Below are 24,793 nucleotides of genomic sequence, written 5' to 3' on the forward strand. Positions count from 1 at the left end.
TATCAATGCGTCTCTGGCGCTGATAAGAAAGGAGTTGGGTATGCAATTACGTAAACTGGCCACAGCAATGCTGGTTATGGGAATGTCTGCAGGCGTGGTTCACGCTGAAGATGCGCCAGCAGCAGGCAGCACTCTCGACAAGATTGCCAAAAACGGCGTCATCGTGGTCGGCCACCGTGAATCTTCTGTCCCGTTCTCTTACTACGACAACACGCAAAAAGTCGTGGGCTATTCACAGGATTACTCCAACGCTATCGTTGAAGCCGTGAAGAAAAAGCTGAACAAACCTGACCTGCAGGTGAAGCTGATCCCAATCACTTCACAGAACCGTATTCCACTGCTGCAAAACGGCACCTTTGATTTCGAGTGTGGCTCCACCACCAACAACCTCGAGCGTCAGAAGCAGGCAGCCTTCTCTGACACCATCTTTGTTGTAGGCACCCGCCTGCTGACGAAGAAAGGCGGTGAGATTAAAGACTTCGCTGACCTGAAAGGCAAAGCGGTCGTTGTCACCTCCGGTACCACGTCTGAAGTGCTGCTGCACAAGCTGAACGACGAGAAGAAAATGGATATGCGCATCATCAGCGCGAAAGACCATGGCGACTCCTTCCGTACCCTGGAAAGCGGTCGTGCCGTCGCGTTTATGATGGATGATGCCCTGCTGGCGGGCGAGCGTGCGAAAGCGAAGAAACCAGACAACTGGGATATCGTCGGCACCGCGCAGTCGAAAGAAGCCTACGGCTGTATGCTGCGTAAAGACGATCCGCAGTTCAAAAAGCTGATCGATGACACCATCGCTCAGGTGCAGACCTCCGGCGAAGCGGAAAAATGGTTCGACAAATGGTTCAAGAACCCAATTCCACCTAAAAACCTGAACATGAATTTTGAACTGTCTGACGACATGAAAGCGCTGTTCAAATCTCCAAATGACAAGGCTCTTAACTAATTAGAACAACAGGGGCGGGATCTCCTGCCCTCTCGATTGTCGGGAAGCATGGACAGACTATACGTTGAGTGGTCGTTCCCCACTCAGCGCGAAAAATGAGCTTCTCACCAATCTTCGAGGGTAGCGCTGCTACCCTTTTTTTTCTGGAGTTTATTATGTCAATCGACTGGAACTGGGGCATATTTCTGCAACAAGCCCCGTTCGGCAACACCACCTATCTTGGCTGGCTGTGGAGCGGCTTTCAGGTCACCGTGGCATTATCGATAACGGCGTGGATCATCGCGTTTCTTGTCGGTTCTCTGTTCGGTATTCTGCGCACCGTCCCTAACCGTTTTCTTTCAACGCTTGGCACCCTCTATGTGGAACTGTTCCGTAACGTTCCGCTGATCGTGCAATTCTTTACCTGGTATCTGGTTATCCCGGAACTGCTGCCGGAAAATATTGGCATGTGGTTCAAGTCGGAACTGGATCCGAATGTGCAGTTCTTTGTCTCCTCCATGATGTGTCTGGGGCTGTTTACCGCTGCGCGCGTTTGCGAGCAGGTGCGTGCCGCCATTCAGTCATTACCCCGTGGACAAAAAAATGCCGGTCTGGCGATGGGGCTGACCCTGCCGCAGACCTACCGCTACGTGCTGCTGCCTAACGCCTACCGCGTCATCGTTCCACCGATGACCTCCGAGATGATGAACCTGGTGAAAAACTCGGCCATCGCCTCAACCATCGGCCTGGTCGATATGGCTGCACAGGCGGGCAAGCTGCTGGATTACTCCGCTCACGCGTGGGAATCCTTCACCGCGATCACGCTCGCCTACGTTCTGATTAACGCTTTCATCATGCTGGTGATGAACCTGGTTGAACGCAAAATTCGCCTGCCGGGCAACATGGGGGGCAAATAATGTACGAATTTGACTGGAGTTCTATCGTTCCATCCATGCCTTATCTGCTTGATGGACTGATGATTACCTTAAAAATCACCGTCATTGCCATCGTCGTCGGTATTGTCTGGGGCACCCTGCTGGCCGTCATGCGCCTGTCGAGCTTTAAGCCGCTCGCCTGGTTCGCGACCGCCTACGTTAACGTGTTCCGCTCCATCCCGCTGGTAATGGTGCTGCTGTGGTTTTACCTGATCGTGCCCGGCTTCCTGCAAAACGTACTGGGGCTGTCGCCGAAAACCGATATCCGTCTGATCTCGGCGATGGTGGCGTTCTCGATGTTTGAGGCCGCTTACTACTCGGAGATTATCCGTGCGGGCATTCAGAGTATCTCCCGCGGGCAATCCAGTGCCGCACTGGCGCTGGGGATGACGCACTGGCAGTCCATGCAGCTCATTATTCTGCCGCAGGCGTTTCGCGCCATGGTTCCGCTCCTGCTGACCCAGGGTATCGTGCTGTTCCAGGATACCTCTCTGGTCTACGTGCTGAGCCTGGCAGACTTCTTCCGTACCGCGTCAACCATCGGTGAGCGTGATGGTACGCAGGTTGAGATGGTGCTCTTTGCGGGTGCGGTCTATTTTGTGATTAGTTTAAGCGCGTCGCTGTTGGTCAGCTGGCTGAAGAAAAGGACGGTACAATGATTTCCCTGAAAAATGTTTCTAAATGGTATGGGCACTTTCAGGTGCTGACCGACTGCTCCACCGAAGTGAAAAAAGGCGACGTGGTAGTGGTGTGCGGACCGTCCGGTTCCGGTAAATCGACGCTGATCAAAACCGTCAATGGTCTGGAGCCGGTCCAGCAGGGCGAGATCGTCGTCAACGGTACCAAAGTCAACGACAAGAAAACCAATCTTGCCCAGCTTCGCTCTCACGTTGGCATGGTGTTCCAGCATTTTGAGCTGTTCCCTCACCTCTCCATTATTGAGAACCTGACCCTGGCCCAGGTGAAAGTGCTCAAGCGTGATAAAAAAGCGTCGCGCGAGAAAGGCCTGAAGCTCCTGGAACGCGTTGGCCTCTCTGCGCATGCCGATAAGTTCCCGGCGCAGCTTTCCGGCGGCCAACAGCAGCGTGTGGCGATCGCCCGCGCGCTGTGTATGGATCCGGTTGCCATGCTGTTTGATGAGCCAACGTCGGCGCTCGATCCGGAGATGATCAACGAAGTGCTGGACGTGATGGTCGAACTGGCGCACGAAGGGATGACCATGATGGTGGTGACCCACGAAATGGGCTTCGCCCGTAAGGTGGCCAACCGCGTGATCTTTATGGACGAAGGGAAAATTGTCGAAGATTCCCCGAAAGAGGAGTTCTTCGCCAACCCGAAATCCGAACGTGCGAAAGATTTCCTCGCCAAAATCCTGCACTAATCTTCTCGGTGCGCAATCTGCGGATTGCGCACTGCTTCACGCTTTAGCTCTCTTTATCTATTCGGCGTCACATTGCAGCGTTAACCTTGTCACAAAATAACGCTATGAATGGAGAACGCTATGGCACAACCCATCATTTTCGATTGCGATCCGGGTCATGATGACGCGATCGCGCTCGTTCTTGCACTTGCCTCCCCTGAACTCGACGTCAAAGCCGTCACCTCTTCCGCCGGAAACCAGACGCCGGATAAAACCCTGCGTAACGTTTTGCGCATGCTGACGCTGCTCGGGCGCACCGATATTCCCGTCGCCGGTGGTGCCCTCAAGCCCCTGATGCGTGAGTTAATTATCGCGGATAACGTGCATGGTGAAAGCGGGCTGGACGGTCCGGCACTGCCTGAGCCGGGCTTCACGCCGCAAAACTGCACCGCCGTGGAGCTGATGGCGAAGGTGCTGCGCGAAAGCGCGGAACCCGTGACGCTGGTGGCTACCGGACCGCAAACCAACGTCGCGCTGCTGCTGAACAGCCACCCTGAACTGCACAGCAAAATCGCCCGTATCGTCATCATGGGCGGGGCCATGGGTCTAGGAAACTGGACGCCGTCCGCAGAATTCAACATTTTTGTCGACCCGGAAGCGGCGGAGATCGTCTTCCAGTCCGGTTTGCCCGTCGTGATGGCGGGGCTGGACGTGACCCATCGCGCGCAGATTATGGCTGACGACATTGAGCGCTTCCGTGCCGTGGGTAATCCGGTCGCGACAACCGTGGCTGAGCTGCTCGACTTCTTTATGGAGTATCACAAAGCCGAGAAATGGGGATTCCACGGCGCGCCGCTGCACGATCCATGCACCATTGCCTGGCTATTAAAGCCGGAGATGTTTACCACCGTCCACAGGTGGGTTGGCGTCGAAACTCAGGGGAAATACACCCAGGGGATGACGGTGGTGGACTACTACTCGCTGACGGGAAATAAGCCGAATACCACGGTGATGGTGGATATTGACCGTGAGGCGTTTGTGGATTTGCTGGCGGAGAGGCTGGCTTACTATAGTGCGGCCTGATGCCCTCACCCCGGCCCTCTCCCACGGGGAGAGGGAGCACACACTAAAAACGGCAACATGGTTGCCGTTTTGCTTTTACCTTGTGCGGCCTGATGCCCTCTCCCACGGGGAGAGGGCGCAAACCTGCGCTTTTACCTAGGGCTCAAACGGACGACGCTGGAACTGATCGTGGCCGCATTTCGGACACAGCGACAGAACCTCCGGCGTATACACCGCAATATGGTGGTGGCAATTCTCGCACACCAGATTTCCCAGCCCGACCACCTCACCGCTGTGGTACACACCGTGGTGGTTCAAATCCTGAAAGACTTCACGCCACTCCAGCTGCGTTTTATCCGTGATATCGGCCAGCTCCTGCCACAGGCTCTCTTTGATCACCCGCATGAAAACGCTGTCCGTGACCTCCTCCTGGCTCTCCTGGTAGCTGCGCGCGAACTCTTCCAGATCGCGACGCACGGCACGCGTCACCTCTTCCACTTCGGTTCGCGTTAACTCACCCGTTTGCGACACGCGGGCACGCGCCTGCTCCACCAGCGCATCGATATCGCGCTCGCCGTTACGCAGCCGTTCCGTCAGTGTCGCCACCAGTTCGCGGTAAAATTGAGCAACCTTGTTCATCATTTTGCCTCCCGGGTAAGTAACTATTTCTAATAATAGACCTTATTTCATCGCCGCTTTGTCAGGTGAAGCACAGACCCGGTAAATTCCTGCAAAGCGCATTTGTGCGAAAGGCTGTTTTGACGCGGGCGTTTGGGCTATGCTATGCGGATCTGAATTACCACATCCATTGGCTACATTTGTAGCTGTATTGAAAACAGGACCACTGGCTGCCATGCAAGAGCAATACCGCCCGGAAGAGATAGAATCAAAAGTCCAGCAACACTGGGACGAGAAGCGCACCTTTGAAGTAACCGAAGACGAGAGCAAAGAGAAGTATTACTGCCTGTCGATGCTTCCCTATCCTTCTGGTCGACTACACATGGGCCACGTGCGTAACTACACCATCGGTGATGTGATTGCGCGTTACCAGCGCATGCTGGGTAAAAACGTTCTGCAACCCATCGGTTGGGATGCGTTCGGTCTGCCTGCGGAAGGCGCGGCGGTAAAAAATAATACGGCGCCGGCACCGTGGACGTACGACAACATCGCGTACATGAAAAACCAGCTCAAAATGCTGGGCTTCGGCTATGACTGGAGCCGCGAGCTGGCAACCTGTACGCCGGAATACTACCGCTGGGAACAGAAGTTCTTCACCGAGCTGTACAAAAAAGGCCTGGTGTACAAGAAGACCTCTGCCGTTAACTGGTGCCCGAATGACCAGACCGTTCTCGCGAACGAACAGGTTATCGATGGCTGCTGCTGGCGCTGTGACACCAAAGTAGAGCGTAAAGAGATCCCGCAGTGGTTTATCAAAATCACCGCTTATGCTGATGAGCTGCTGAACGATCTGGATAATCTGGACCACTGGCCAGATACCGTTAAGACCATGCAGCGCAACTGGATCGGCCGTTCCGAAGGCGTGGAAATCACCTTCAACGTTGAGAACTACGACCAGACTCTGACCGTCTACACCACCCGTCCGGACACCTTCATGGGCGCGACCTACCTGGCCGTGGCCGCAGGTCACCCGCTGGCGCAGAAAGCGGCAGAAAACAATCCGGAACTGGCTACCTTCATCGACGAATGCCGCAACACCAAAGTGGCCGAAGCCGATATGGCAACGATGGAGAAAAAAGGCGTTGATACCGGCTTTAAAGCCATTCACCCGCTGACGGGCGAAGCGATCCCTGTCTGGGCCGCCAACTTTGTACTGATGGAATACGGCACGGGCGCCGTGATGGCCGTTCCGGGTCACGACCAGCGCGACTACGAATTTGCCACCAAATATGGCCTGACCATCAAGCCAGTTATCCTGGCGGCTGACGGTTCTGAACCAGACCTGTCCGAACACGCGCTGACCGAAAAAGGGACCTTGTTCAACTCCGGCGAGTTCAGCGGTCTGAGCTTCGAAGAGGGCTTCAACGCCATCGCCGACAAGCTGGCCTCCCTTGGCGTGGGCGAGCGTAAAGTTAACTTCCGTCTGCGCGACTGGGGTGTTTCCCGTCAGCGTTACTGGGGTGCGCCAATTCCAATGGTGACGCTGGAAGATGGCACCGTGATGCCAACGCCAGAAGATCAGCTGCCGGTGATCCTGCCGGAAGACGTCGTCATGGACGGCATCACCAGCCCGATCAAAGCCGATCCTGAGTGGGCTAAAACCACCGTCAACGGCCAGCCTGCGCTGCGCGAAACCGACACCTTTGACACCTTTATGGAGTCATCCTGGTACTATGCTCGCTACACCTGCCCGCAGTATCAGGATGGCATGCTGGATTCCAACGCGGCGAACTACTGGCTGCCGGTAGATATCTACATCGGTGGTATCGAACACGCCATCATGCACCTGCTCTACTTCCGCTTCTTCCACAAGCTGATGCGCGATGCGGGCATGGTGAACTCTGACGAACCTGCAAAACAGCTGCTGTGCCAGGGCATGGTGCTGGCGGATGCCTTCTATTACGTCGGTGCAAACGGCGAGCGTAACTGGGTGTCTCCGGTTGACGCGATCGTTGAACGCGACGAGAAGGGCCGTATTGTGAAGGCCAAAGACGCCGAAGGTCATGAGCTGGTCTACACCGGCATGAGCAAGATGTCTAAGTCGAAAAACAACGGTATCGACCCGCAGGTGATGGTTGAGCGTTACGGTGCGGATACCGTGCGTCTGTTCATGATGTTTGCATCTCCGGCAGACATGACGCTGGAGTGGCAGGAGTCTGGCGTAGAAGGCGCAAACCGCTTCCTGAAACGCGTCTGGAAGCTGGTTTACGAGCACACCTCACTGGGCGATGCCCCGGCGCTGAACGCCGCCGCCCTGACTGAAGATCAGCAGGCGCTGCGTCGCGATGTTCATAAAACGATTGCGAAAGTGACCGATGATATTGGTCGTCGTCAGACCTTCAATACCGCAATTGCGGCTATTATGGAACTGATGAACAAGCTGGCGAAAGCCCCGCAGGACGGCGAGCAGGATCGTGCCTTAATGCGTGAAGCACTGCTGGCCGTCGTTCGCATGCTGAACCCGTTCACGCCGCACGTTAGCTTTACCCTGTGGCAGGAGCTGAAAGGCGAAGGCGATATCGACAACGCGCCGTGGCCGCAGGCTGACGAAGCCGCGATGGTGGAAAACACCACGCTGGTCGTAGTCCAGGTGAACGGCAAAGTCCGCGGTAAAATTACCGTGGCGGTCGATGCAACCGAAGAACAGGTTCGCGAGCGCGCGGGCCAGGAACCACTGGTCGCTAAATATCTTGAGGGCGTTACCGTACGTAAAGTGATCTACGTACCGGGTAAACTGCTGAATCTGGTCGTTGGCTAAGCGCGGGAGGAAACGTGCGACAACTGGCAACAATACTCTTATCACTGGCGGTGCTTGTCACCGCTGGCTGTGGCTGGCACCTGCGCAATACCACGGCGGTGCCTGCTCAGATGAAAACCATGATCTTTGATTCCGGGGATCCGAATGGTCCACTCAGCCGGGCAATTCGCAATCAGCTGCGTCTGAACGGCGTTGAGCTTGTTGAGAAACAGACCCTGCGTCAGGATGTACCGTCCCTGCGTGTGACAGGAAGTGGTCTGTCGAGAGATACCGCGTCTATCTTCCAGGATGGCCGTACCGCAGAGTATCAAATGGTGTTGACGGTCAACGCGGCAGTTCTGATCCCGGGTAAAGACATCTATCCGATCAGCACGAAAGTGTACCGTTCGTTCTTCGATAACCCGCAGACGGCGCTGGCAAAAGATGCCGAACAGCAGATTATCATCAACGAAATGTACGACAAGGCGGCGGAACAGCTGATCCGTAAACTGCCTAGTATTGCAGCGTCAACCAAACAAGGATCTGACATTGTTGATAAACCGGTTGATGGCACGCTTCCTGCTGCTAACTCTCTGGGTAAATGATGATCAGGCTGTATCCTGAACAACTCCGCGCGCAGCTCAATGAAGGGCTGCGCGCGGCGTATCTGCTTCTTGGAAACGATCCGTTATTGCTTCAGGAAAGCCTGGATGCCGTGCGGCATGCCGCCGCCGCGCAGGGCTTTGATGAACATCACACCGTCCAGCTGGATAACAACACCGACTGGAACGCCCTCTTCTCGCTCTGTCAGGCGATGAGCCTGTTCGCATCGCGCCAGACAATTCAGATCCTGCTGCCGGAGAACGGCCCTAACGCGGCGATAAACGAGCAGCTCGCAACGCTGGTCAGCCTCTTACACAGCGATCTGCTCCTTATTGTGCGTGGCAACAAGCTGACCAAAGCGCAGGAAAACGCGGCCTGGTTTACCCAACTCGCGACCCACGCGGTGCTGGTCACCTGTCAGACGCCTGAGCAGGCACATCTGCCTAAATGGGTCGCCGCGAGAGCGAAACAGCACAACCTTCAGCTGGATGACGCGGCAAATCAGCTGCTCTGCTACTGCTATGAAGGTAACCTGCTGGCCCTGGCGCAGGCGCTTGACAGACTCTCCCTGCTCTGGCCGGACGGTAAGCTGACCTTGCCGCGCGTCGAGCAGGCCGTTAACGACGCGGCGCACTTCACGCCGTTCCACTGGGTGGACGCGCTGCTGTCGGCAAAAAGTAAACGCGCCCTGCATATTCTGCAGCAGCTGCGCCTCGAAGGCAGCGAACCGGTTATTCTGCTGCGAACCCTGCAGCGCGAATTACTGCTGCTGATTACGCTCAAGCGTCAGTCTGCCCATACGCCTTTGCGTTCGCTGTTTGATAAACACCGGGTGTGGCAAAATCGCCGGGCTTTGACCACCGAGGCCATCAACCGCCTGAGTCATGAACAGCTTCGCCAGGCGGTACAGCTTCTGATGCGCGCCGAGCTTACGCTCAAGCAAGATTACGGCCAGTCGGTCTGGGCGGAGCTGGAAAGCCTTTCTCTGCTGCTCTGCCACAAGGCGCTGGCAGACGTTTTTATTGATGGATAGTATGCATTCTTTACAGGCCCTGTATGGCGGCACCTTCGACCCGGTACACTACGGGCATCTGAAGCCGGTTGAAATTCTGGCGAATCTGATCGGCCTTCAGCGCGTTACCATCATGCCCAATAATGTCCCGCCCCACCGTCCGCAGCCCGAGGCGACCAGCGAGCAGCGAAAAGAGATGCTTGCCCTGGCCATCGCAGATAAGCCGCTCTTCCGGCTTGACGAGCGTGAACTGCGTCGCGACACACCCTCCTGGACCTCGCAGACGCTTCAGGAGTGGCGCGCAGAACAGGGGCCAGACCAGCCGCTGGCTTTTATCATCGGTCAGGATTCCCTGCTGAACTTCCCCACATGGCATAAATATGAAACCATTCTGGAGAACAGCCATCTGCTCGTCTGCCGCCGTCCTGGCTATCCGCTGACCATGCGCGAAGCGCAGTACCAGCAGTGGCTGGAAGATCATCTCACCGCCAATGTTGAAGATCTCCACAATCAGCCTGCCGGGAAGATTTATCTGGCGGAAACGCCGTGGTTCGATATCTCTGCGACCCTCATTCGTGAGCGTTTACAGCAGGGTTTAGCATGTGACGATCTGCTCCCCGCACCGGTGCTGGACTATATCCATACGCACGGTTTGTATCAGAAAAGCGCAGATGAATAGCGGGAAGGCATAAAAAGCGGCTTATTGTTTATCCTGCCTTGACAGGGTAAGCCATACTGTTATTCTCCGCTGCCAGACTTTCCCGCCAGTCATTGCTTTACAGAAATTGTTTTACAAAAATGGCGATGCAATCTCAGGCGGAGGGTGGGATGATACCCGCCTTCAAAAGCCCGGCCGGAGACATTTGTCCCGACACAGGCATGAGTTCAGGTATACTGCCTGGCTACGAATTCAAAGTTTTACAATCTCATTCACCCCAGGGGGAAAACTTGCAGGGTAAAGCACTCCAGGATTTTGTTATTGACAAAATTGATGACCTGAAAGGTCAGGACATCATCGCGATTGACGTGAAGGGTAAATCCAGTATTACCGACTGCATGATTATCTGCACCGGTACGTCCACGCGTCATGTTGTTTCGATTGCCGATCACGTGGTTCAGGAATCGCGTGCAGCAGGGCTGTTACCGCTGGGTGTTGAAGGTGAAGCGACGGCTGACTGGGTGGTTGTCGATCTCGGCGATGTGATTGTCCACGTCATGCAGGACGAGAGCCGTCGCCTGTATGAACTGGAAAAACTCTGGGGTTAATGCGTGAAGTTGCAGCTGGTCGCCGTCGGCACCAAAATGCCGGACTGGGTACAAACCGGTTTTACTGAATATCTGCGCCGTTTTCCAAAAGACATGCCGTTCGAACTGGTGGAAATTCCCGCCGGTAAGCGCGGCAAGAACGCCGATATCAAACGTATTCTCGATAAAGAGGGCGAAATGATGCTGGCTGCCGCAGGCAAGAACCGCATCGTCACCCTCGATATTCCAGGAAAACCCTGGGATACGCCGCAGCTGGCGCACGAACTGGAGCGCTGGAAGCAAGATGGTCGTGACGTCAGTCTGTTGATTGGCGGGCCTGAAGGGTTATCCCCTGCCTGCAAAGCGGCAGCAGAACAAAGTTGGTCCCTCTCCGCGCTGACGCTTCCCCACCCGCTCGTTCGGGTACTGGTGGCAGAAAGCCTGTATCGCGCGTGGAGCATTACTACCAACCACCCCTATCACCGCGAGTAATGACTGACCAGGGTAGATTAAGCAGCGGATGAAACTACAGAATTCTTTTCGCGACTATACGGCTGAGTCCGCGCTGTTTGTGCGCCGGGCGCTGGTCGCCTTCACCGGGATTTTGCTGCTTACCGGCGTGCTGATCGCCAACCTTTATAATCTGCAAATTGTCCGCTTTACCGATTACCAGACGCGTTCCAACGAAAACCGTATCAAGCTGGTACCTATCGCACCCAGCCGCGGCATTATTTACGATCGTAACGGCACCCCGCTGGCGTTAAACCGCACCATCTATCAAATCGAGATGATGCCGGAAAAAGTCGATAATGTTCAGGATACGCTGGAAGCGCTGAAAAGCGTTGTTGACCTTAACGACGACGATATCGCCGCCTTTAAAAAAGAACGCGCCCGCTCACACCGATTCACCTCCATTCCGGTTAAAACCAACCTGACGGAAGTCCAGGTGGCCCGCTTTGCGGTGAACCAGTACCGTTTCCCCGGCGTGGAAGTAAAAGGTTACAAGCGTCGCTACTACCCCTACGGCTCCGCGCTGACGCATGTGATTGGCTACGTCTCCAAGATTAACGACAAAGACGTCGACCGCCTCGATAAAGACGGCAAGCTGGCGAACTACGCCGCAACGCATGATATCGGGAAGCTGGGCATTGAACGCTACTACGAAGATGTCCTGCACGGGCAAACCGGCTATGAAGAGGTTGAGGTTAATAACCGTGGCCGCGTGATCCGCCAGCTTAAAGAGGTACCGCCGCAGGCGGGGCATGACGTCTATCTGACCCTTGACCTTAAGCTGCAGCAGTATATTGAAACCCTGCTGGCGGGCAGCCGTGCAGCCGTTGTGGTCACCGATCCTCGAACCGGCGGCATCCTGGCGATGGTGTCTATGCCAAGCTATGACCCGAACCTGTTTGTTGACGGCATTTCCAGTAAAGACTACTCCGGTCTGCTGAATGACCCCAACACGCCGCTGGTGAACCGCGCGACACAAGGGGTTTACCCACCGGCATCAACGGTTAAACCGTACGTGGCGGTCTCTGCACTGAGTGCTGGCGTCATCAACCGCAATACCAGCCTGTTTGACCCGGGCTGGTGGCAGCTGCCGGGTTCAGATAAGCGCTATCGCGACTGGAAAAAATGGGGCCACGGTCATCTGAACGTCACCAAATCGCTGGAGGAGTCTGCGGATACCTTCTTCTATCAGGTGGCGTATGACATGGGGATCGACCGCCTGTCAGAGTGGATGAGCAAATTCGGCTACGGACACTACACCGGCGTTGACCTTGCGGAAGAACGCTCCGGCAACATGCCGACGCGCGAATGGAAGCTGAAGCGCTTTAAAAAGCCGTGGTATCAGGGCGACACCATTCCGGTGGGTATCGGTCAGGGCTACTGGACGGCAACGCCGCTTCAGATGAACAAAGCCATGATGATCCTCATCAATGACGGCGTGGTGAAAGTGCCGCATCTGCTGCAGAGTACGGTTGAAGACGGCAAAAAAGTGCCGTGGAACCAGCCGCACGAAGCCCCGGTGGGTGACATTCATTCCGGCTTCTGGGAAATCGCGAAAGACGGTATGTACGGCGTGGCAAACCGCCCGAACGGTACCGCACACAAGTATTTCGCCGGGACGCCGTACAAAGTGGCGGCGAAGTCCGGTACTGCGCAGGTATTTGGCCTGAAAGCCAACGAAACCTATAACGCGCACCGCATTGCCGAACGTCTGCGTGACCATAAGCTGATGACGGCGTTTGCCCCTTATGACAACCCGCAGGTCGCGGTGGCAATGATTCTGGAGAACGGCGGTGCCGGGCCTGCAGTAGGGACCATCATGCGCCAGATCCTTGACCACATCATGCTGGGTGATAACAACACCGAACTGCCGGCTGAAAACCCGGCCGCCGCTGCGGCGGAGGACCAATAATCATGACGGATAATCCAAATAAAAAATCGCTGTGGGACAAAATCCACATCGACCCAGCCATGCTGCTGATCTTGCTGGCTCTGCTGGTTTACAGTGCGCTGGTTATCTGGAGCGCCAGCGGCCAGGACATCGGGATGATGGAGCGCAAAATCGGCCAGATCGCCATGGGCCTGATCATTATGGTGGTGATGGCGCAGATCCCGCCACGTGTCTACGAAGGCTGGGCGCCCTACCTCTACATCTTCTGTATTATTTTGCTGGTTGCGGTCGATGCGTTTGGCGCCATTTCAAAAGGGGCGCAGCGCTGGCTGGATTTGGGTATTGTCCGCTTCCAGCCCTCCGAGATTGCCAAAATCGCCGTGCCACTGATGGTGGCACGCTTTATCAACCGCGACGTCTGTCCGCCGTCTCTGAAGAATACCGCCATCGCGCTGGTGCTGATTTTCCTGCCAACGCTGCTGGTTGCGGCACAGCCTGACCTCGGCACCTCAATTCTTATCGCGCTCTCCGGCCTGTTTGTCCTCTTCCTGTCGGGCCTGAGCTGGCGCCTGATTGGCATCGCGGTGGTGCTGATTGCGGCGTTCATCCCTATTCTCTGGTTCTTCCTGATGCATGATTACCAGCGCCAGCGCGTCATGATGCTGCTCGATCCGGAAACCGATCCGCTGGGCGCGGGCTATCATATTATTCAGTCCAAGATTGCGATTGGCTCCGGCGGCCTGCGCGGGAAAGGCTGGCTGCACGGTACGCAGTCGCAGCTGGAATTTTTACCGGAACGCCACACCGACTTTATCTTTGCCGTACTCGCGGAAGAGCTGGGGCTGGTGGGCATCTTAATACTCCTGGCGCTATACGTTCTGCTGATCATGCGGGGATTGTGGATTGCAGCACGCGCGCAAACGACCTTTGGTCGCGTCATGGCTGGCGGGTTGATGCTGATTTTATTCGTTTATGTCTTCGTAAATATTGGTATGGTGAGTGGTATTCTGCCGGTGGTAGGCGTACCGCTGCCGCTGGTGAGTTACGGGGGCTCGGCACTGATCGTGTTGATGGCCGGGTTTGGTATCGTGATGTCGATCCATACCCACAGAAAAATGTTGTCAAAAAGCGTATAAAAATAAGGGGATCGGAATGCGTAAGCAGTGGCTGGGGATCTGCATTGCGGCAAGTTTACTTGCGGCCTGCACAAGTGATGATGGTCAGCAACAGGCAACCGTCGCGCCGCCGCAGCCTGCGGTGTGTAATGGCCCAATCGTTGAAATCAGCGGTGCCGATCCCGTTTATGAACCGCTGAATGCCAGTGCCAATCAGGATTACGAGCGCGACGGCAAAAGCTATAAAATTGTTCAGGATCCTTCCCGTTTCAGTCAGGCGGGCTTTGCCGCCATTTACGATGCCGAGCCAGGCAGTAACCTGACGGCCTCCGGGGAGACGTTCGACCCGATGCAGCTGACGGCAGCACACCCAACGCTGCCGATCCCGAGCTACGCCCGTATCACCAACCTGGCAAACGGCCGTATGATTGTCGTGCGTATCAACGACCGCGGCCCGTACGGAAATGACCGGGTGATCTCCCTGTCTCGCGCGTCAGCCGATCGTCTGAATACCTCGAACAACACCAAAGTCCGTATTGACCCAATTATCGTGGCACAGGATGGTTCGCTGTCCGGGCCAGGTACCGCGTGTACGACGGTGGCGAAACAGACCTATGCCCTGCCCGACCGCCCAAATCTTGACGGCGGAATGGGCAGCGTCTCTTCTCCGGCCGAGCCTGCTCAGCCGGGGGGAGAAATACGCCCAATCAGCAATGACACGCTGCAAAGCGACGATTCAACGGGCGCACCGGTAAAGAGTAGCGGCTTTCTTGGTGCACCGACGACCTTAGCCTCGGGCGTGCTGGAAGGCAGTGAGCCTACCCCAGCCCCCGCTCCCGTTGCTGCGCCAGCGACCCAGTCGGCTCCCGTAACGGCGCCCGCGGCCACGCAAAGTGCAGCGGTGACGGCTCCAACAGCGGCCAGCGGCAGCTATGTGGTTCAGGTCGGCGCAGTGAGCGATCAGGCCCGGGCCAAACAGTATCAACAGCGTCTGAGCCAGCAGTTTGGCGTACCAGGACGCGTTGAGCAGAACGGTGCGGTCTGGCGCATTCAGATGGGGCCGTTTGCCAGCAAATCGCAGGCAGCCTCCCTGCAGCAGCGTCTGCAGAATGAAGCTCAGCTTCAGTCATTTATCGCTGTTGCGAAATAATTAACCGGCGGTATCCGAATTGTCAGTTTGTGTAAAACACATTCACAAACTCATGCTTAAAGTCGGATGCCTGCCTGAATAGCATTTGCTATAGTAAGGCACTTTTTTTAATTCCATCACGGATGTCGTAGTTCTGACCATGAAGACCACTTTTTCTGCTCGTTTTGTGCAGCGCATGGCGCTGACCACGGCCCTTTGCGCGGCTGCGCTCTCTGCAGCTCACGCCGATGACCTGAATATCAAGACCATGATCCCTGGCGTTCCGCAAATCGACGCGGAATCCTACATCCTGATCGATTACAACTCTGGCAAAGTGCTGGCAGAACAGAATGCCGATGCCCGCCGTGACCCGGCCAGCCTGACCAAAATGATGACCAGCTACGTTATCGGCCAGGCGATGAAGGCAGGTAAATTCAAAGAAACGGATCTGGTCACCATCGGTAACGATGCGTGGGCGACCGGGAACCCGGTCTTTAAAGGTTCCTCTCTGATGTTCCTGAAACCGGGTATGCAGGTTCCTGTTTCCCAGCTGATTCGCGGTATCAACCTGCAGTCAGGTAACGATGCCTGCGTGGCGATGGCCGATTTCGCCGCCGGTAGCCAGGATGCCTTCGTGGGCCTGATGAACAGCTACGTGAACGCGCTGGGTCTGAAAAACAGCCATTTCCAGACCGTACACGGCCTGGACGCAGACGGTCAGTACAGCTCTGCACGTGATATGGCGCTGATTGGTCAGGCGCTGATCCGCGATGTCCCTAATGAGTACTCTATCTATAAAGAGAAAGAGTTCACCTTCAACGGTATCCGTCAGACCAACCGTAACGGCCTGCTGTGGGATAACAGCCTGAACGTTGACGGTATCAAAACCGGTCACACCGACAAAGCGGGCTACAACCTGGTCGCCTCCGCCACTGAAGGCCAGATGCGTCTGATCTCTGCCGTGATGGGGGGTCGCACCTTTAAAGGCCGTGAAACAGAAAGCAAGAAGCTGCTGACCTGGGGCTTCCGTTTCTTCGAAACCGTGAATCCACTGAAAGCAGGCAAAGAGTTTGCGTCTGAACCCGTCTGGTTCGGCGACAACGACCGTGCTTCTCTCGGCGTTGATAAAGACCTGTACCTGACCATTCCGCGCGGTCGTATGAAGGATCTGAAAGCCAGCTACGTACTGAACAGCACCGAACTGCACGCCCCGCTGCAGAAAAACCAGGTTGTGGGTACCATCAACTTCCAGCTGGATGGTAAAACGATCGATCAGCGTCCGCTGGTGGTCCTGCAAGAAATTCCTGAAGGCAATTTCTTCGGCAAAATCATTGATTACATTAAATTGATGTTCCACCACTGGTTTGGTTAAAAATTGAACACTTGAAAGTGTGATTTTGATCCCCATATACTAAGTATCCTGATAACTCCCACCTGACGTGGGAGTTATTATTTTTTGACGTTACGCCGGAGCTGACATGAAAACCAAACTTAACGAACTGCTTGAATTCCCTACCCCATTTACCTACAAAGTAATGGGTCTGGCGAAACCTGAGCTGGTTGATCAGGTGGTTGAAGTGGTACAGCGCCATGCGCCGGGTGACTACTCTCCGTCAGTAAAACCAAGCAGCAAGGGCAACTACCACTCGGTTTCTATTACCATCACTGCGACACACATTGAGCAGGTTGAGACGCTGTACGAAGAGCTCGGCAATATCGAAATCGTTCGTATGGTGCTGTAGTCCCTTTGCGGTTACCCGGTTTGCCGGGTAACCCCTCTCCCCGCTGTGATATACTCCCGCATACCTTTTGTCCCTCGTCTTCGGAGACGCAGTTTTGTATCAGGATAAAATTCTGGTCCGTCACCTCGGGCTGCAACCTTACGAGCCTGTCTCCCAGGCTATGCATGACTTCACCGATTCACGCGATGATACAACCCCCGATGAGATCTGGCTGGTCGAACACCTGCCGGTCTTTACGCAGGGTCAGGCGGGAAAAGCAGAACATTTATTAATGACGGGCGATATTCCGGTTATCCAGAGCGATCGCGGCGGTCAGGTCACGTACCATGGGCCCGGGCAGCAGGTGATGTACGTCCTGCTCAATCTGAAGCGCAGAAAGCTGGGCGTCCGTGAGCTGGTTACCCTACTGGAACAAACCGTCGTCAACACGCTGGCGGAATATGGTATTGATGCGCATCCGCGTGCCGATGCACCTGGGGTTTACGTTGGGGAAATGAAGATCTGCTCTCTGGGGCTGCGTATTCGTAAAGGCTGCTCATTCCACGGCCTGGCATTGAATATTAATATGGATCTTGCCCCTTTCCAGCGCATAAACCCCTGCGGCTACGCCGGTATGGAAATGACGCAAGTGCGCCAGTGGGTTGAAACCGCTACGCCAGACACTATTCGTCCCGTGCTTTTGAAGAACGTGTTAGCACTACTTAACAATCCCCCGCACGAATATATCCCTGCTTAATATATCCTACAACAGGGCTCGCTAATTTGGCGGGCCACCGTTTATTTACCGTTTTTGCACTTTACAATAATCCACAGATTCTATATTTTCGAAGCGCCCGAATATTACCGCTACATATTATTTAGCCTCCAGCAAGCACGGCAAACACGGCATAAGTAACGTGAGCAATTATCACACAAGTGTTTGCTTTTGATAAACAAGTGAAACAAAACCAACACTTTACGAATCTCTACAAGCATAATAAATAAATTCAACTATCATTCATATTGTGAATGTATACGGAGTGAAAGCGTGGAGTATAATAATTTACCAGCCAAACGACTGAATGAACCTGGTGGCGAAGACAAGCCGCAAATTTTTCGGACTTTACGTAATATTGATCTCAATTTACTGACTATTTTTGAGGCAGTATATGTCCATAAGGGTATCGTTAACGCTGCGAAAATTCTTAATCTCACGCCATCAGCAATTAGCCAGTCCATCCAAAAGCTACGCGCTATATTTCCTGACCCGTTATTTATCCGTAAGGGTCAGGGGGTAACGCCGACGGCCTACGCCACGCATCTCCATGAGTACATCAGCCAGGGGTTGGAGTCGATTCTGGGCGCACTGGATTTAACCGGGAGCTACGATAAGCAGAGAACCATCACCATCGGCTGTTCCCCTTCGGTGGGTGTGCTGGTCATGCCTGCGATCTTCCAGGCCGTGAAAGAGCATGCTCCGCAGCTCCTGCTTCGCAATGTGCCTCTCCATGAACCTGACGTTCAGCTTGCCCAGTTCCAGACGGACCTGATTATTGAAAGCGGCAGCTTCAGCGCCAGAGCGCTGGGGCAAAATGTGCTTTATACGGACAACCTGGTACTGGTTTGCCGGCAGCAGCATCCGGTTCTCAGCGAACCGCTGACCCTCGAAAACCTGCGCAACTACGACCACTCGTCTTTTATGACCGAAGGGCAATCTAACCATGCCCTTCGTCAGCGTATTGATGAAATTTTCCCGGAACGTCAGATCAGCTTCAGCAGTTACAATATGTTCACCACCGCCTCTCTGATCGGCAGCAGCGATATGCTGTGCGTGATGCCATCACGCCTGTATAACTTGCTCCGGAAGTGCTGGCCGCTGGACAGCATTCCCCTCAGTCAGCTTAATGCGGAATCAGTTGAGATTTCACTGCATTACAACAAGCTGAGTTTGCGCGATCCGGTCCTGGAAAACGTCATCCGCATTATCCGTCAGGCCTTCTGACAGGTTGAGCCAGCATAAGCCCCTGTGACAGGCAGGGCAAAAGGCACAAAACAACAACTATTTTACAAATTGGCGATCTGGCAGGCTGCTTTAACGACCGTTTCAATGATATACTGCCTGTCGTTCGTTCAAAAATAGTTGATAAATACAACATTCCCTTGAATTGAAACGCTTTCCTTCGATATTCGCAACTGGAACACGCACGCTATGAGTAAACCCATTGTGATGGAACGCGGTGTTAAATACCGCGATGCCGATAAAATGGCCCTTATCCCGGTTAAAAACGTGGCTACAGAGCGCGAGGCGCTGTTAAGAAAACCGGAATGGATGAAAATCAAACTTCCGGCCGACTCTTCGCGTATCCAGGGGATCAAAGCGGCGATGCGCAAGAATGGCCTTCACTCCGTTTGTGAAGAAGCCTCTTGTCCGAACCTTGCTGAATGTTTCAATCACGGTACCGCGACGTTTATGATTCTGGGTGCTATCTGTACCCGCCGCTGCCCGTTCTGCGATGTTGCTCATGGCCGTCCGGTCGCACCTGATGCTAACGAACCTCAGAAGCTGGCGCAGACTATCGCCGACATGGCGCTGCGCTATGTGGTTATCACGTCCGTTGACCGTGACGATCTGCGCGACGGCGGAGCGCAGCACTTCGCTGACTGTATTACGGCCATTCGCGAGAAAAGCCCAAACATCAAAATCGAGACGCTGGTGCCTGACTTCCGCGGCCGTATGGACCGTGCGCTGGATATCCTGACCGCGACGCCACCGGATGTGTTTAACCACAACCTGGAGAACGTGCCGCGTCTCTATCGTCAGGTGCGCCCGGGCGCTGACTATAACTGGTCTCTGAAACTGCTGGAGCGTTTCAAAGAAGCGCATCCGCATATTCCGACCAAGTCAGGCCTGATGGTGGGTCTGGGTGAAACTAACGATGAAATCATCGAGGTGATGCGCGATCTTCGCCGCCACGGTGTGACCATGCTGACCCTGGGCCAGTATCTGCAGCCAAGCCGTCACCACCTGCCTGTACAGCGCTACGTGAGCCCGGACGAGTTTGATGAAATGAAAGCCGAAGCGATGGCGATGGGCTTCACCCACGCAGCCTGCGGCCCATTCGTTCGCTCCTCATACCATGCCGATATGCAGGCTAAAGGCGAAGAAGTTAAATAAAGCTGTAATATTCATTTACAGTAATACAAAAAAACCGGCCTCATGAGCCGGTTTTTTTTTCGCATGCCCTCAGGCGTTGCTGTCACTCTTTGTGAGAAAGCTTATCTGCCGGGACGTCATCCTCAGCGCTTTTCTTCGCGGCTGCATCATCGTCGTTCATCGCTTTCTTAAAGCCTTTGATGGCAGCCCCCAGGTCACCACCCAGCGTGCGTAACTTCTTGGTACCAAACAGCAGGACGACCAGTGCGGCAACCACCAGCAGTTTGGTAATACTAATCTCACCCATAGATACCTTCTTTACTTAAAACAGGCTGCATTCAGCGCCAAAACCTGATTGTATTAACGGTCATTTAGCGCGTGCACACAATAGCAATCTGTAACAAGGTGAATCAAGCATTGTTGAAAAAAACATCACAATAATTGCGGTGGCGCAAACCGACGGTTGCGAAGAACAGGTAATTGCTGACGTGCAAGCGCAATTCTGTCTATGTTTATCTCCGCCACCAGCAAATCCGGCGCTTCCGCAGCGGCGGCAATCGTCACACCCAGCGGATCGACCACCCTGCTTTGCCCGATGTTTTTCGTGCCGCACTCTCCTGCAGCAACAACATAGCAGGTGGTATCCAGCGCGCGTGCCGCCAGCAGCGTTGCCCAGTGGTGCTCCTTTAACGGTCCTTTGACCCACGCGGCAGGGAGTACCAGTACGTCCGCCCCTTGCAGCGCCAGATGGAGCGCCAGTTCCGGAAAACGCAGATCATAGCAGGTCATCAACCCAACCTTAACGCCGTCAATCTCCAGAAGCGGTGGGATACTGTCTCCGGGGTCAACGCGCCGCGACTCCTGAATGCTGAACGCATCATAGAGATGGAGCTTGGCGTACCGTGCAACAATGGCTCCGCCGCGAATCGCCACCAGCGTATTCACTGCACGGCCCGGCGTGGAGGGAACATGGATCGTTAAGATCGTCGTCATCGTATTGCCCCCGCTCTGGGCGAGCAGTTGCTGTAAAAATTCACCGTCCAGCGGCTGCGCGGACTTCACCGCTAAATCCGGATCATTATCATCCCTGGCCAGCAGCGCCTCGGGGAGCACCAGCAGCGACGCGCCTTTCTGCCGGGCCTGCTTCATCAGGTTGACGCATGTTATCGCGTTCGCCTGCCAGTCTGGCGTGACCGCAAATTGCCCTACCGCAACATACATATTTGTCCCCTCATCATAAACGGCGTTAAACTCGCTTCTCTTACACATCAAATAGCAGGTATTTAGCGTGTTACAACTACTTTTAGCCGTTTTTATTGGTGGGGGAACGGGTAGCGTTGCGCGATGGTTTCTGAGTATGCGGTTTAACCCGCTGCATCAGGCGATTCCCATGGGGACACTGGCTGCAAACCTGATTGGTGCCTTTATCATTGGCATGGGGCTGGCCTGGTTTAACCGAATGACACACATTGACCCAATGTGGAAAGTCCTGATTACGACCGGCTTCTGCGGCGGATTAACCACCTTTTCGACGTTCTCTGCGGAAGTGGTGTTTCTCTTTCAGGAAGGCCGTATCGGCTGGGCGCTGGCGAATATCGCAATTAACATGCTCGGCTCGTTTGCGATGACGGGGATCGCATTTTGGCTCTTTTCCTCCGCAAGCACGCATTAACAGACGGACCGTTAATGTTGGCTTAATTTTTCTCTGTCACTCTGAGTGCAGTACTGAACGAGGGTGACAGAATGAAACAGAGTCTGATGAGCGCAGGCATGGTGTTGTTGAGCGTGCTGATCGTTGCAAGCTTCCTGAAAATGTATCTGCTTGGCTGATTCAAAACGAAAAAAACCCGCTCAGTGAGCGGGTTTTGAAATTCTTGCTGACGCGTCTGAATTACAGAGCGATTACGTTAGCAGCAGAAGGGCCTTTGGCACCGTTAGTGATTTCGAACTCTACACGCTGACCTTCAGCCAGAGTTTTGAAACCATTAGACTGGATTGCAGAGAAGTGTACGAACACGTCTTTGCTGCCATCTTCAGGAGTAATGAAACCGAATCCTTTGGACTCATTAAACCACTTAACGTTACCTTTAATCTTAGACATCAAAATTACCTTTACATTAAAAAACGACACAAATGCTGTGTCGGTTACCAGTACATCAATTGTGAGACCTTTTGTCCAGCGGATCTTTGATAAAAAGTGACTAAAGTCGCGTTAATTTTCACTGGCCGATTTTTATCGTTTATGAATCAACGCCTGCACGTTTTTTCACCAGACTGTGACGTTTTTTCAGTTAAAACTGAAAACGCATCCAGGCGAAGTAAACGTTACCGTTGTTATACGTGCCCGGAATGTAGGTCATCTGGAACGTTGCGGGACCGTAGCCGATAGAAGCCAAAGGCAGCAGCACCGGGATCGGAATGTAGTTCCAGTTGTCACGCGCGGTGACCCCCGCGGTGTAGCCCAACCCAACATGGAAGTTCTCGTCGGCTAGCGGGCGCCAGGTTTTCTCCCAGCCGTAGCCTCCAATCGGCTCCCATTTATTAAAGGAGTCTTTAAAGGCCATCAGATAGATGCCATGCCAGTTTCCCTTTTCGTCCCAGCGCGACTGACCAAAACCGGCGCCCCACGGACGCTCGTTGTATTTATCGGTCTTCTCTTTGTCATATGCAAAACGCGCATGCCACGTTATTGCCGGAACATAGAGATCATAATGTTCCGGCGACGTCCAGGTCTGGGAGACATTATCCGTAAAGGTTGAGAACCATCCTTTATCCGTCGCGTTGTCCTCTGCCTGTGCAACAGAAGAAAACGTTAACTGCCCAAAAATAAACAATAAAATTGAGAAAAATGTATTACGTACGATCACAATGCAATTACCATTCTTAGTATTCGAGGCAAAGTTTACCATAAAATAGTTGAATCAAAGCTTAACGGCATCAGCGTTATTCCTAATTATTCGGCCTTTTTCCGGGAATATTCTTAATAAAACCGGACAGTAAGGTCGAATAAGCACATACAGGGTGGGCCTTTAGCCTGTTTCACCTTCTTTATCAGTAACATGCCGCATTATACAAAATATTAACAATCTGTTATCATTGTAAGGACATATTGCGCTATTTCTGACGGTCAAGACCCGCATGGCATAAATGTATGAGCCATGGCAAAAACACGGTTGTTCTGCTCTCTAGTCGTCTGTTTATTGATTTTAATCAGCAAGAACAGGCCATTTATTCGGCACATTTTCATCCTTCTTTTTTTTATTGATTTTTTGTGCTCCATAGCAGCAGAGATACAGGGGAAATCATGCTTACGTTATTCGAGCTCCTTATTGGAGTCGTCGTCATTGTCGGTGTCGCACGCTACATCATTAAAGGCTACTCGGCCACGGGCGTATTATTTGTTGGCGGTTTAACGCTGCTGATTATCAGCGCACTGATGGGGCATCAGGTGTTGCCTGCCAGCGCAACCAGCACCGGTTACACCGCCACCGATATTGTGGAATATATTAAAATATTGCTCATGAGCCGCGGCGGTGACCTGGGCATGATGATCATGATGCTGTGCGGTTTTGCGGCCTACATGACCCACATCGGCGCCAACGACATGGTCGTTAAGCTTGCCTCCAAACCCCTGCAATACATCAACTCGCCGTATCTGCTGATGGTCGCCGCCTATTTCCTCGCCTGCCTGATGTCACTGGCCGTTTCGTCGGCTACCGGACTTGGCGTACTGCTGATGGCCACGCTGTTCCCGGTCATGGTGAACGTTGGTATCAGCCGCGGCGCGGCAGCAGCCATTTGCGCGTCTCCGGCTGCGATTATTCTCTCCCCGACCTCCGGCGACGTCGTGCTGGCGGCAAAGGCTGCGGAGATGTCGCTCATCGACTTCGCCTTTAAAACCACGCTGCCGATCTCCATTGTTGCCATTGTCGGCATGGGTATCGCGCATTTCTTCTGGCAGCGCTATCTCGATAAGAAAGAAAACATCAGCCATGAAATGATGGACGTGAGTGAAATCACCACCACCGCTCCCGCGTTTTATGCCATTCTGCCCTTCACGCCGATTATTGGGGTGCTGATTTTTGACGGCAAATGGGGCCCGCAGCTGCACATTATCACCATTCTGGTGATCTGCATGCTGCTGGCTGCCGTGCTGGAATTTGTGCGTGGCTTTAACACGCAAAAGGTGTTCTCGGGTCTGGAAGTGGCCTATCGCGGCATGGCGGATGCCTTCGCTGGCGTGGTGATGCTGCTGGTGGCAGCGGGCGTTTTTGCTCAGGGTCTGAGCACCATCGGCTTTATCCAGAGCCTGATCTCTATCGCCACCTCGTTCGGATCGGCCAGTATTATCCTGATGCTGGTCCTGGTGGTACTCACCATGCTGGCGGCGATGACCACCGGTTCCGGTAATGCGCCTTTCTACGCTTTCGTTGAGATGATCCCGAAACTGGCTCACTCCTCCGGTATTAACCCGGCCTATCTCTCCATTCCCATGCTGCAGGCGTCAAACCTGGGCCGTACCATCTCCCCGGTATCAGGCGTGGTGGTTGCCGTTGCCGGGATGGCAAAAATCTCCCCATTCGAAGTGGTAAAACGCACCTCCGTACCCGTTCTGGTTGGGCTAATTATCGTAATTATCGCCACGGAGGTGCTGGTTCCCGGCGCAGCCTAACCTAAATTAGGGATATCCAGAAAGCGCCTGCGGGCGCTTTTTGT

General features: G+C 54.1%; 26 protein-coding genes. 21 read left to right on the forward strand and 5 right to left on the reverse strand.

Going from position 1 to position 24,793, the window contains the following annotated elements; all coding sequences use genetic code 11:
• Positions 1–40: 40 nt before the first annotated feature.
• The 5 genes from BFG58_RS08325 to rihA all read left to right on the forward strand — a co-directional run bounded on the left by BFG58_RS08325 (position 41) and on the right by rihA (position 4,303).
• Positions 41–946 carry an amino acid ABC transporter substrate-binding protein gene (locus BFG58_RS08325; RefSeq protein ID WP_008501049.1) on the forward strand — a complete coding sequence of 302 codons (906 nt, stop codon included), beginning with the start codon at positions 41–43 and terminating at the stop codon, positions 944–946.
• Positions 947–1,101: 155 nt separating this feature from the next.
• On the forward strand, positions 1,102–1,842 hold the full coding sequence (gltJ, locus tag BFG58_RS08330) for a glutamate/aspartate ABC transporter permease GltJ (RefSeq protein ID WP_008501048.1): 741 nt from the start codon (positions 1,102–1,104) through the stop codon (positions 1,840–1,842).
• Positions 1,842–2,519: a glutamate/aspartate ABC transporter permease GltK gene (gltK, locus tag BFG58_RS08335; protein ID WP_063621151.1), complete on the forward strand. Its 678-nt coding sequence runs from the start codon at positions 1,842–1,844 to the stop codon at positions 2,517–2,519. The genes gltJ and gltK overlap by 1 nt, the downstream gene beginning before the upstream one ends.
• Positions 2,516–3,241 carry an amino acid ABC transporter ATP-binding protein gene (locus BFG58_RS08340; protein WP_014883001.1) on the forward strand — a complete coding sequence of 242 codons (726 nt, stop codon included), beginning with the start codon at positions 2,516–2,518 and terminating at the stop codon, positions 3,239–3,241. The genes gltK and BFG58_RS08340 overlap by 4 nt, the downstream gene beginning before the upstream one ends.
• A gap of 120 nt (positions 3,242–3,361) precedes the next feature.
• Positions 3,362–4,303, forward strand: a complete 942-nt coding sequence (gene rihA, locus BFG58_RS08345; RefSeq protein WP_069719609.1) for a pyrimidine-specific ribonucleoside hydrolase RihA — start codon at positions 3,362–3,364, stop codon at positions 4,301–4,303.
• 135 nt (positions 4,304–4,438) lie between these two features.
• Here rihA and BFG58_RS08350 read toward each other — a convergent pair whose 3' ends face one another.
• The gene (locus BFG58_RS08350; protein ID WP_023617134.1) at positions 4,439–4,921 is read right to left on the reverse strand and encodes a zinc ribbon-containing protein; all 483 of its coding nucleotides are present in this window, start codon (positions 4,919–4,921) and stop codon (positions 4,439–4,441) included.
• Between the two features lie 214 nt (positions 4,922–5,135).
• Between BFG58_RS08350 and leuS the strand changes: the two genes are divergently transcribed.
• The 14 genes from leuS to lipA all read left to right on the forward strand — a co-directional run bounded on the left by leuS (position 5,136) and on the right by lipA (position 20,098).
• Positions 5,136–7,718 (forward strand): leucine--tRNA ligase, encoded by a 2,583-nt coding sequence (gene leuS, locus BFG58_RS08355; RefSeq protein WP_045909589.1) that lies wholly within the window; start codon positions 5,136–5,138, stop codon positions 7,716–7,718.
• Positions 7,719–7,732: 14 nt separating this feature from the next.
• Positions 7,733–8,302 carry an LPS assembly lipoprotein LptE gene (gene lptE, locus BFG58_RS08360; RefSeq protein ID WP_008501042.1) on the forward strand — a complete coding sequence of 190 codons (570 nt, stop codon included), beginning with the start codon at positions 7,733–7,735 and terminating at the stop codon, positions 8,300–8,302.
• Positions 8,302–9,333 (forward strand): DNA polymerase III subunit delta, encoded by a 1,032-nt coding sequence (gene holA, locus BFG58_RS08365; protein ID WP_048026955.1) that lies wholly within the window; start codon positions 8,302–8,304, stop codon positions 9,331–9,333. The genes lptE and holA overlap by 1 nt, the downstream gene beginning before the upstream one ends.
• The gene (gene nadD, locus BFG58_RS08370; RefSeq protein WP_069719610.1) at positions 9,326–9,991 is read left to right on the forward strand and encodes a nicotinate-nucleotide adenylyltransferase; all 666 of its coding nucleotides are present in this window, start codon (positions 9,326–9,328) and stop codon (positions 9,989–9,991) included. The genes holA and nadD overlap by 8 nt, the downstream gene beginning before the upstream one ends.
• Before the next feature lie 269 nt (positions 9,992–10,260).
• The gene (gene rsfS, locus BFG58_RS08375; RefSeq protein WP_023334893.1) at positions 10,261–10,578 is read left to right on the forward strand and encodes a ribosome silencing factor; all 318 of its coding nucleotides are present in this window, start codon (positions 10,261–10,263) and stop codon (positions 10,576–10,578) included.
• 3 nt (positions 10,579–10,581) lie between these two features.
• The gene (gene rlmH, locus BFG58_RS08380) at positions 10,582–11,049 is read left to right on the forward strand and encodes a 23S rRNA (pseudouridine(1915)-N(3))-methyltransferase RlmH (RefSeq protein WP_040076580.1); all 468 of its coding nucleotides are present in this window, start codon (positions 10,582–10,584) and stop codon (positions 11,047–11,049) included.
• Between the two features lie 28 nt (positions 11,050–11,077).
• Positions 11,078–12,979 carry a peptidoglycan DD-transpeptidase MrdA gene (mrdA, locus tag BFG58_RS08385; protein WP_008501038.1) on the forward strand — a complete coding sequence of 634 codons (1,902 nt, stop codon included), beginning with the start codon at positions 11,078–11,080 and terminating at the stop codon, positions 12,977–12,979.
• A 2-nt stretch (positions 12,980–12,981) separates the two neighbouring features.
• Complete coding sequence (gene mrdB, locus BFG58_RS08390) at positions 12,982–14,094, forward strand: peptidoglycan glycosyltransferase MrdB (RefSeq protein ID WP_008501037.1); 1,113 nt, start codon at positions 12,982–12,984, stop codon at positions 14,092–14,094.
• A gap of 16 nt (positions 14,095–14,110) precedes the next feature.
• Positions 14,111–15,223: an endolytic peptidoglycan transglycosylase RlpA gene (rlpA, locus tag BFG58_RS08395; RefSeq protein ID WP_045909591.1), complete on the forward strand. Its 1,113-nt coding sequence runs from the start codon at positions 14,111–14,113 to the stop codon at positions 15,221–15,223.
• A 139-nt stretch (positions 15,224–15,362) separates the two neighbouring features.
• Positions 15,363–16,574: a D-alanyl-D-alanine carboxypeptidase DacA gene (gene dacA, locus BFG58_RS08400; protein ID WP_008501035.1), complete on the forward strand. Its 1,212-nt coding sequence runs from the start codon at positions 15,363–15,365 to the stop codon at positions 16,572–16,574.
• A 106-nt stretch (positions 16,575–16,680) separates the two neighbouring features.
• Entirely contained in the window at positions 16,681–16,944 is a 264-nt protein-coding gene (gene ybeD, locus BFG58_RS08405) for a DUF493 family protein YbeD (RefSeq protein WP_003858718.1), read from the forward strand.
• A gap of 94 nt (positions 16,945–17,038) precedes the next feature.
• Positions 17,039–17,680 carry a lipoyl(octanoyl) transferase LipB gene (gene lipB / locus BFG58_RS08410; protein WP_045909592.1) on the forward strand — a complete coding sequence of 214 codons (642 nt, stop codon included), beginning with the start codon at positions 17,039–17,041 and terminating at the stop codon, positions 17,678–17,680.
• A gap of 291 nt (positions 17,681–17,971) precedes the next feature.
• A complete protein-coding gene (locus BFG58_RS08415) occupies positions 17,972–18,925 on the forward strand; it encodes a YbeF family transcriptional regulator (protein ID WP_045909593.1) in 954 nt (317 codons plus the stop codon).
• Positions 18,926–19,132: 207 nt separating this feature from the next.
• Positions 19,133–20,098, forward strand: coding sequence for a lipoyl synthase (gene lipA / locus BFG58_RS08420; RefSeq protein WP_013097595.1), 966 nt, complete (start codon positions 19,133–19,135; stop codon positions 20,096–20,098).
• Positions 20,099–20,180: 82 nt separating this feature from the next.
• Here the strand turns inward: lipA and tatE are convergent, their stop codons facing one another.
• Complete coding sequence (tatE, locus tag BFG58_RS08425; RefSeq protein ID WP_023310742.1) at positions 20,181–20,384, reverse strand: twin-arginine translocase subunit TatE; 204 nt, start codon at positions 20,382–20,384, stop codon at positions 20,181–20,183.
• 125 nt (positions 20,385–20,509) lie between these two features.
• Positions 20,510–21,298: a deaminated glutathione amidase gene (locus BFG58_RS08430; RefSeq protein ID WP_069719611.1), complete on the reverse strand. Its 789-nt coding sequence runs from the start codon at positions 21,296–21,298 to the stop codon at positions 20,510–20,512.
• Between the two features lie 67 nt (positions 21,299–21,365).
• Between BFG58_RS08430 and crcB the strand changes: the two genes are divergently transcribed.
• A complete protein-coding gene (gene crcB, locus BFG58_RS08435; protein WP_024907010.1) occupies positions 21,366–21,749 on the forward strand; it encodes a fluoride efflux transporter CrcB in 384 nt (127 codons plus the stop codon).
• 219 nt (positions 21,750–21,968) lie between these two features.
• Here the strand turns inward: crcB and cspE are convergent, their stop codons facing one another.
• Together cspE and pagP are read right to left on the reverse strand one after the other, a co-directional pair.
• Positions 21,969–22,178: a transcription antiterminator/RNA stability regulator CspE gene (gene cspE / locus BFG58_RS08440; RefSeq protein WP_002439184.1), complete on the reverse strand. Its 210-nt coding sequence runs from the start codon at positions 22,176–22,178 to the stop codon at positions 21,969–21,971.
• A gap of 190 nt (positions 22,179–22,368) precedes the next feature.
• The gene (gene pagP / locus BFG58_RS08445; RefSeq protein ID WP_080474221.1) at positions 22,369–22,986 is read right to left on the reverse strand and encodes a lipid IV(A) palmitoyltransferase PagP; all 618 of its coding nucleotides are present in this window, start codon (positions 22,984–22,986) and stop codon (positions 22,369–22,371) included.
• Between the two features lie 395 nt (positions 22,987–23,381).
• On the opposite strand from pagP, the gene dcuC reads away from it, so the two are divergent.
• Positions 23,382–24,749 (forward strand): anaerobic C4-dicarboxylate transporter DcuC, encoded by a 1,368-nt coding sequence (gene dcuC / locus BFG58_RS08450; RefSeq protein ID WP_048026951.1) that lies wholly within the window; start codon positions 23,382–23,384, stop codon positions 24,747–24,749.
• Positions 24,750–24,793 lie beyond the last annotated feature (44 nt).

The organism is Enterobacter sp. ku-bf2, assembly GCF_001742765.1.
In the GTDB taxonomy this organism is placed as follows: Bacteria; Pseudomonadota; Gammaproteobacteria; order Enterobacterales; family Enterobacteriaceae; genus Enterobacter; species Enterobacter quasiroggenkampii.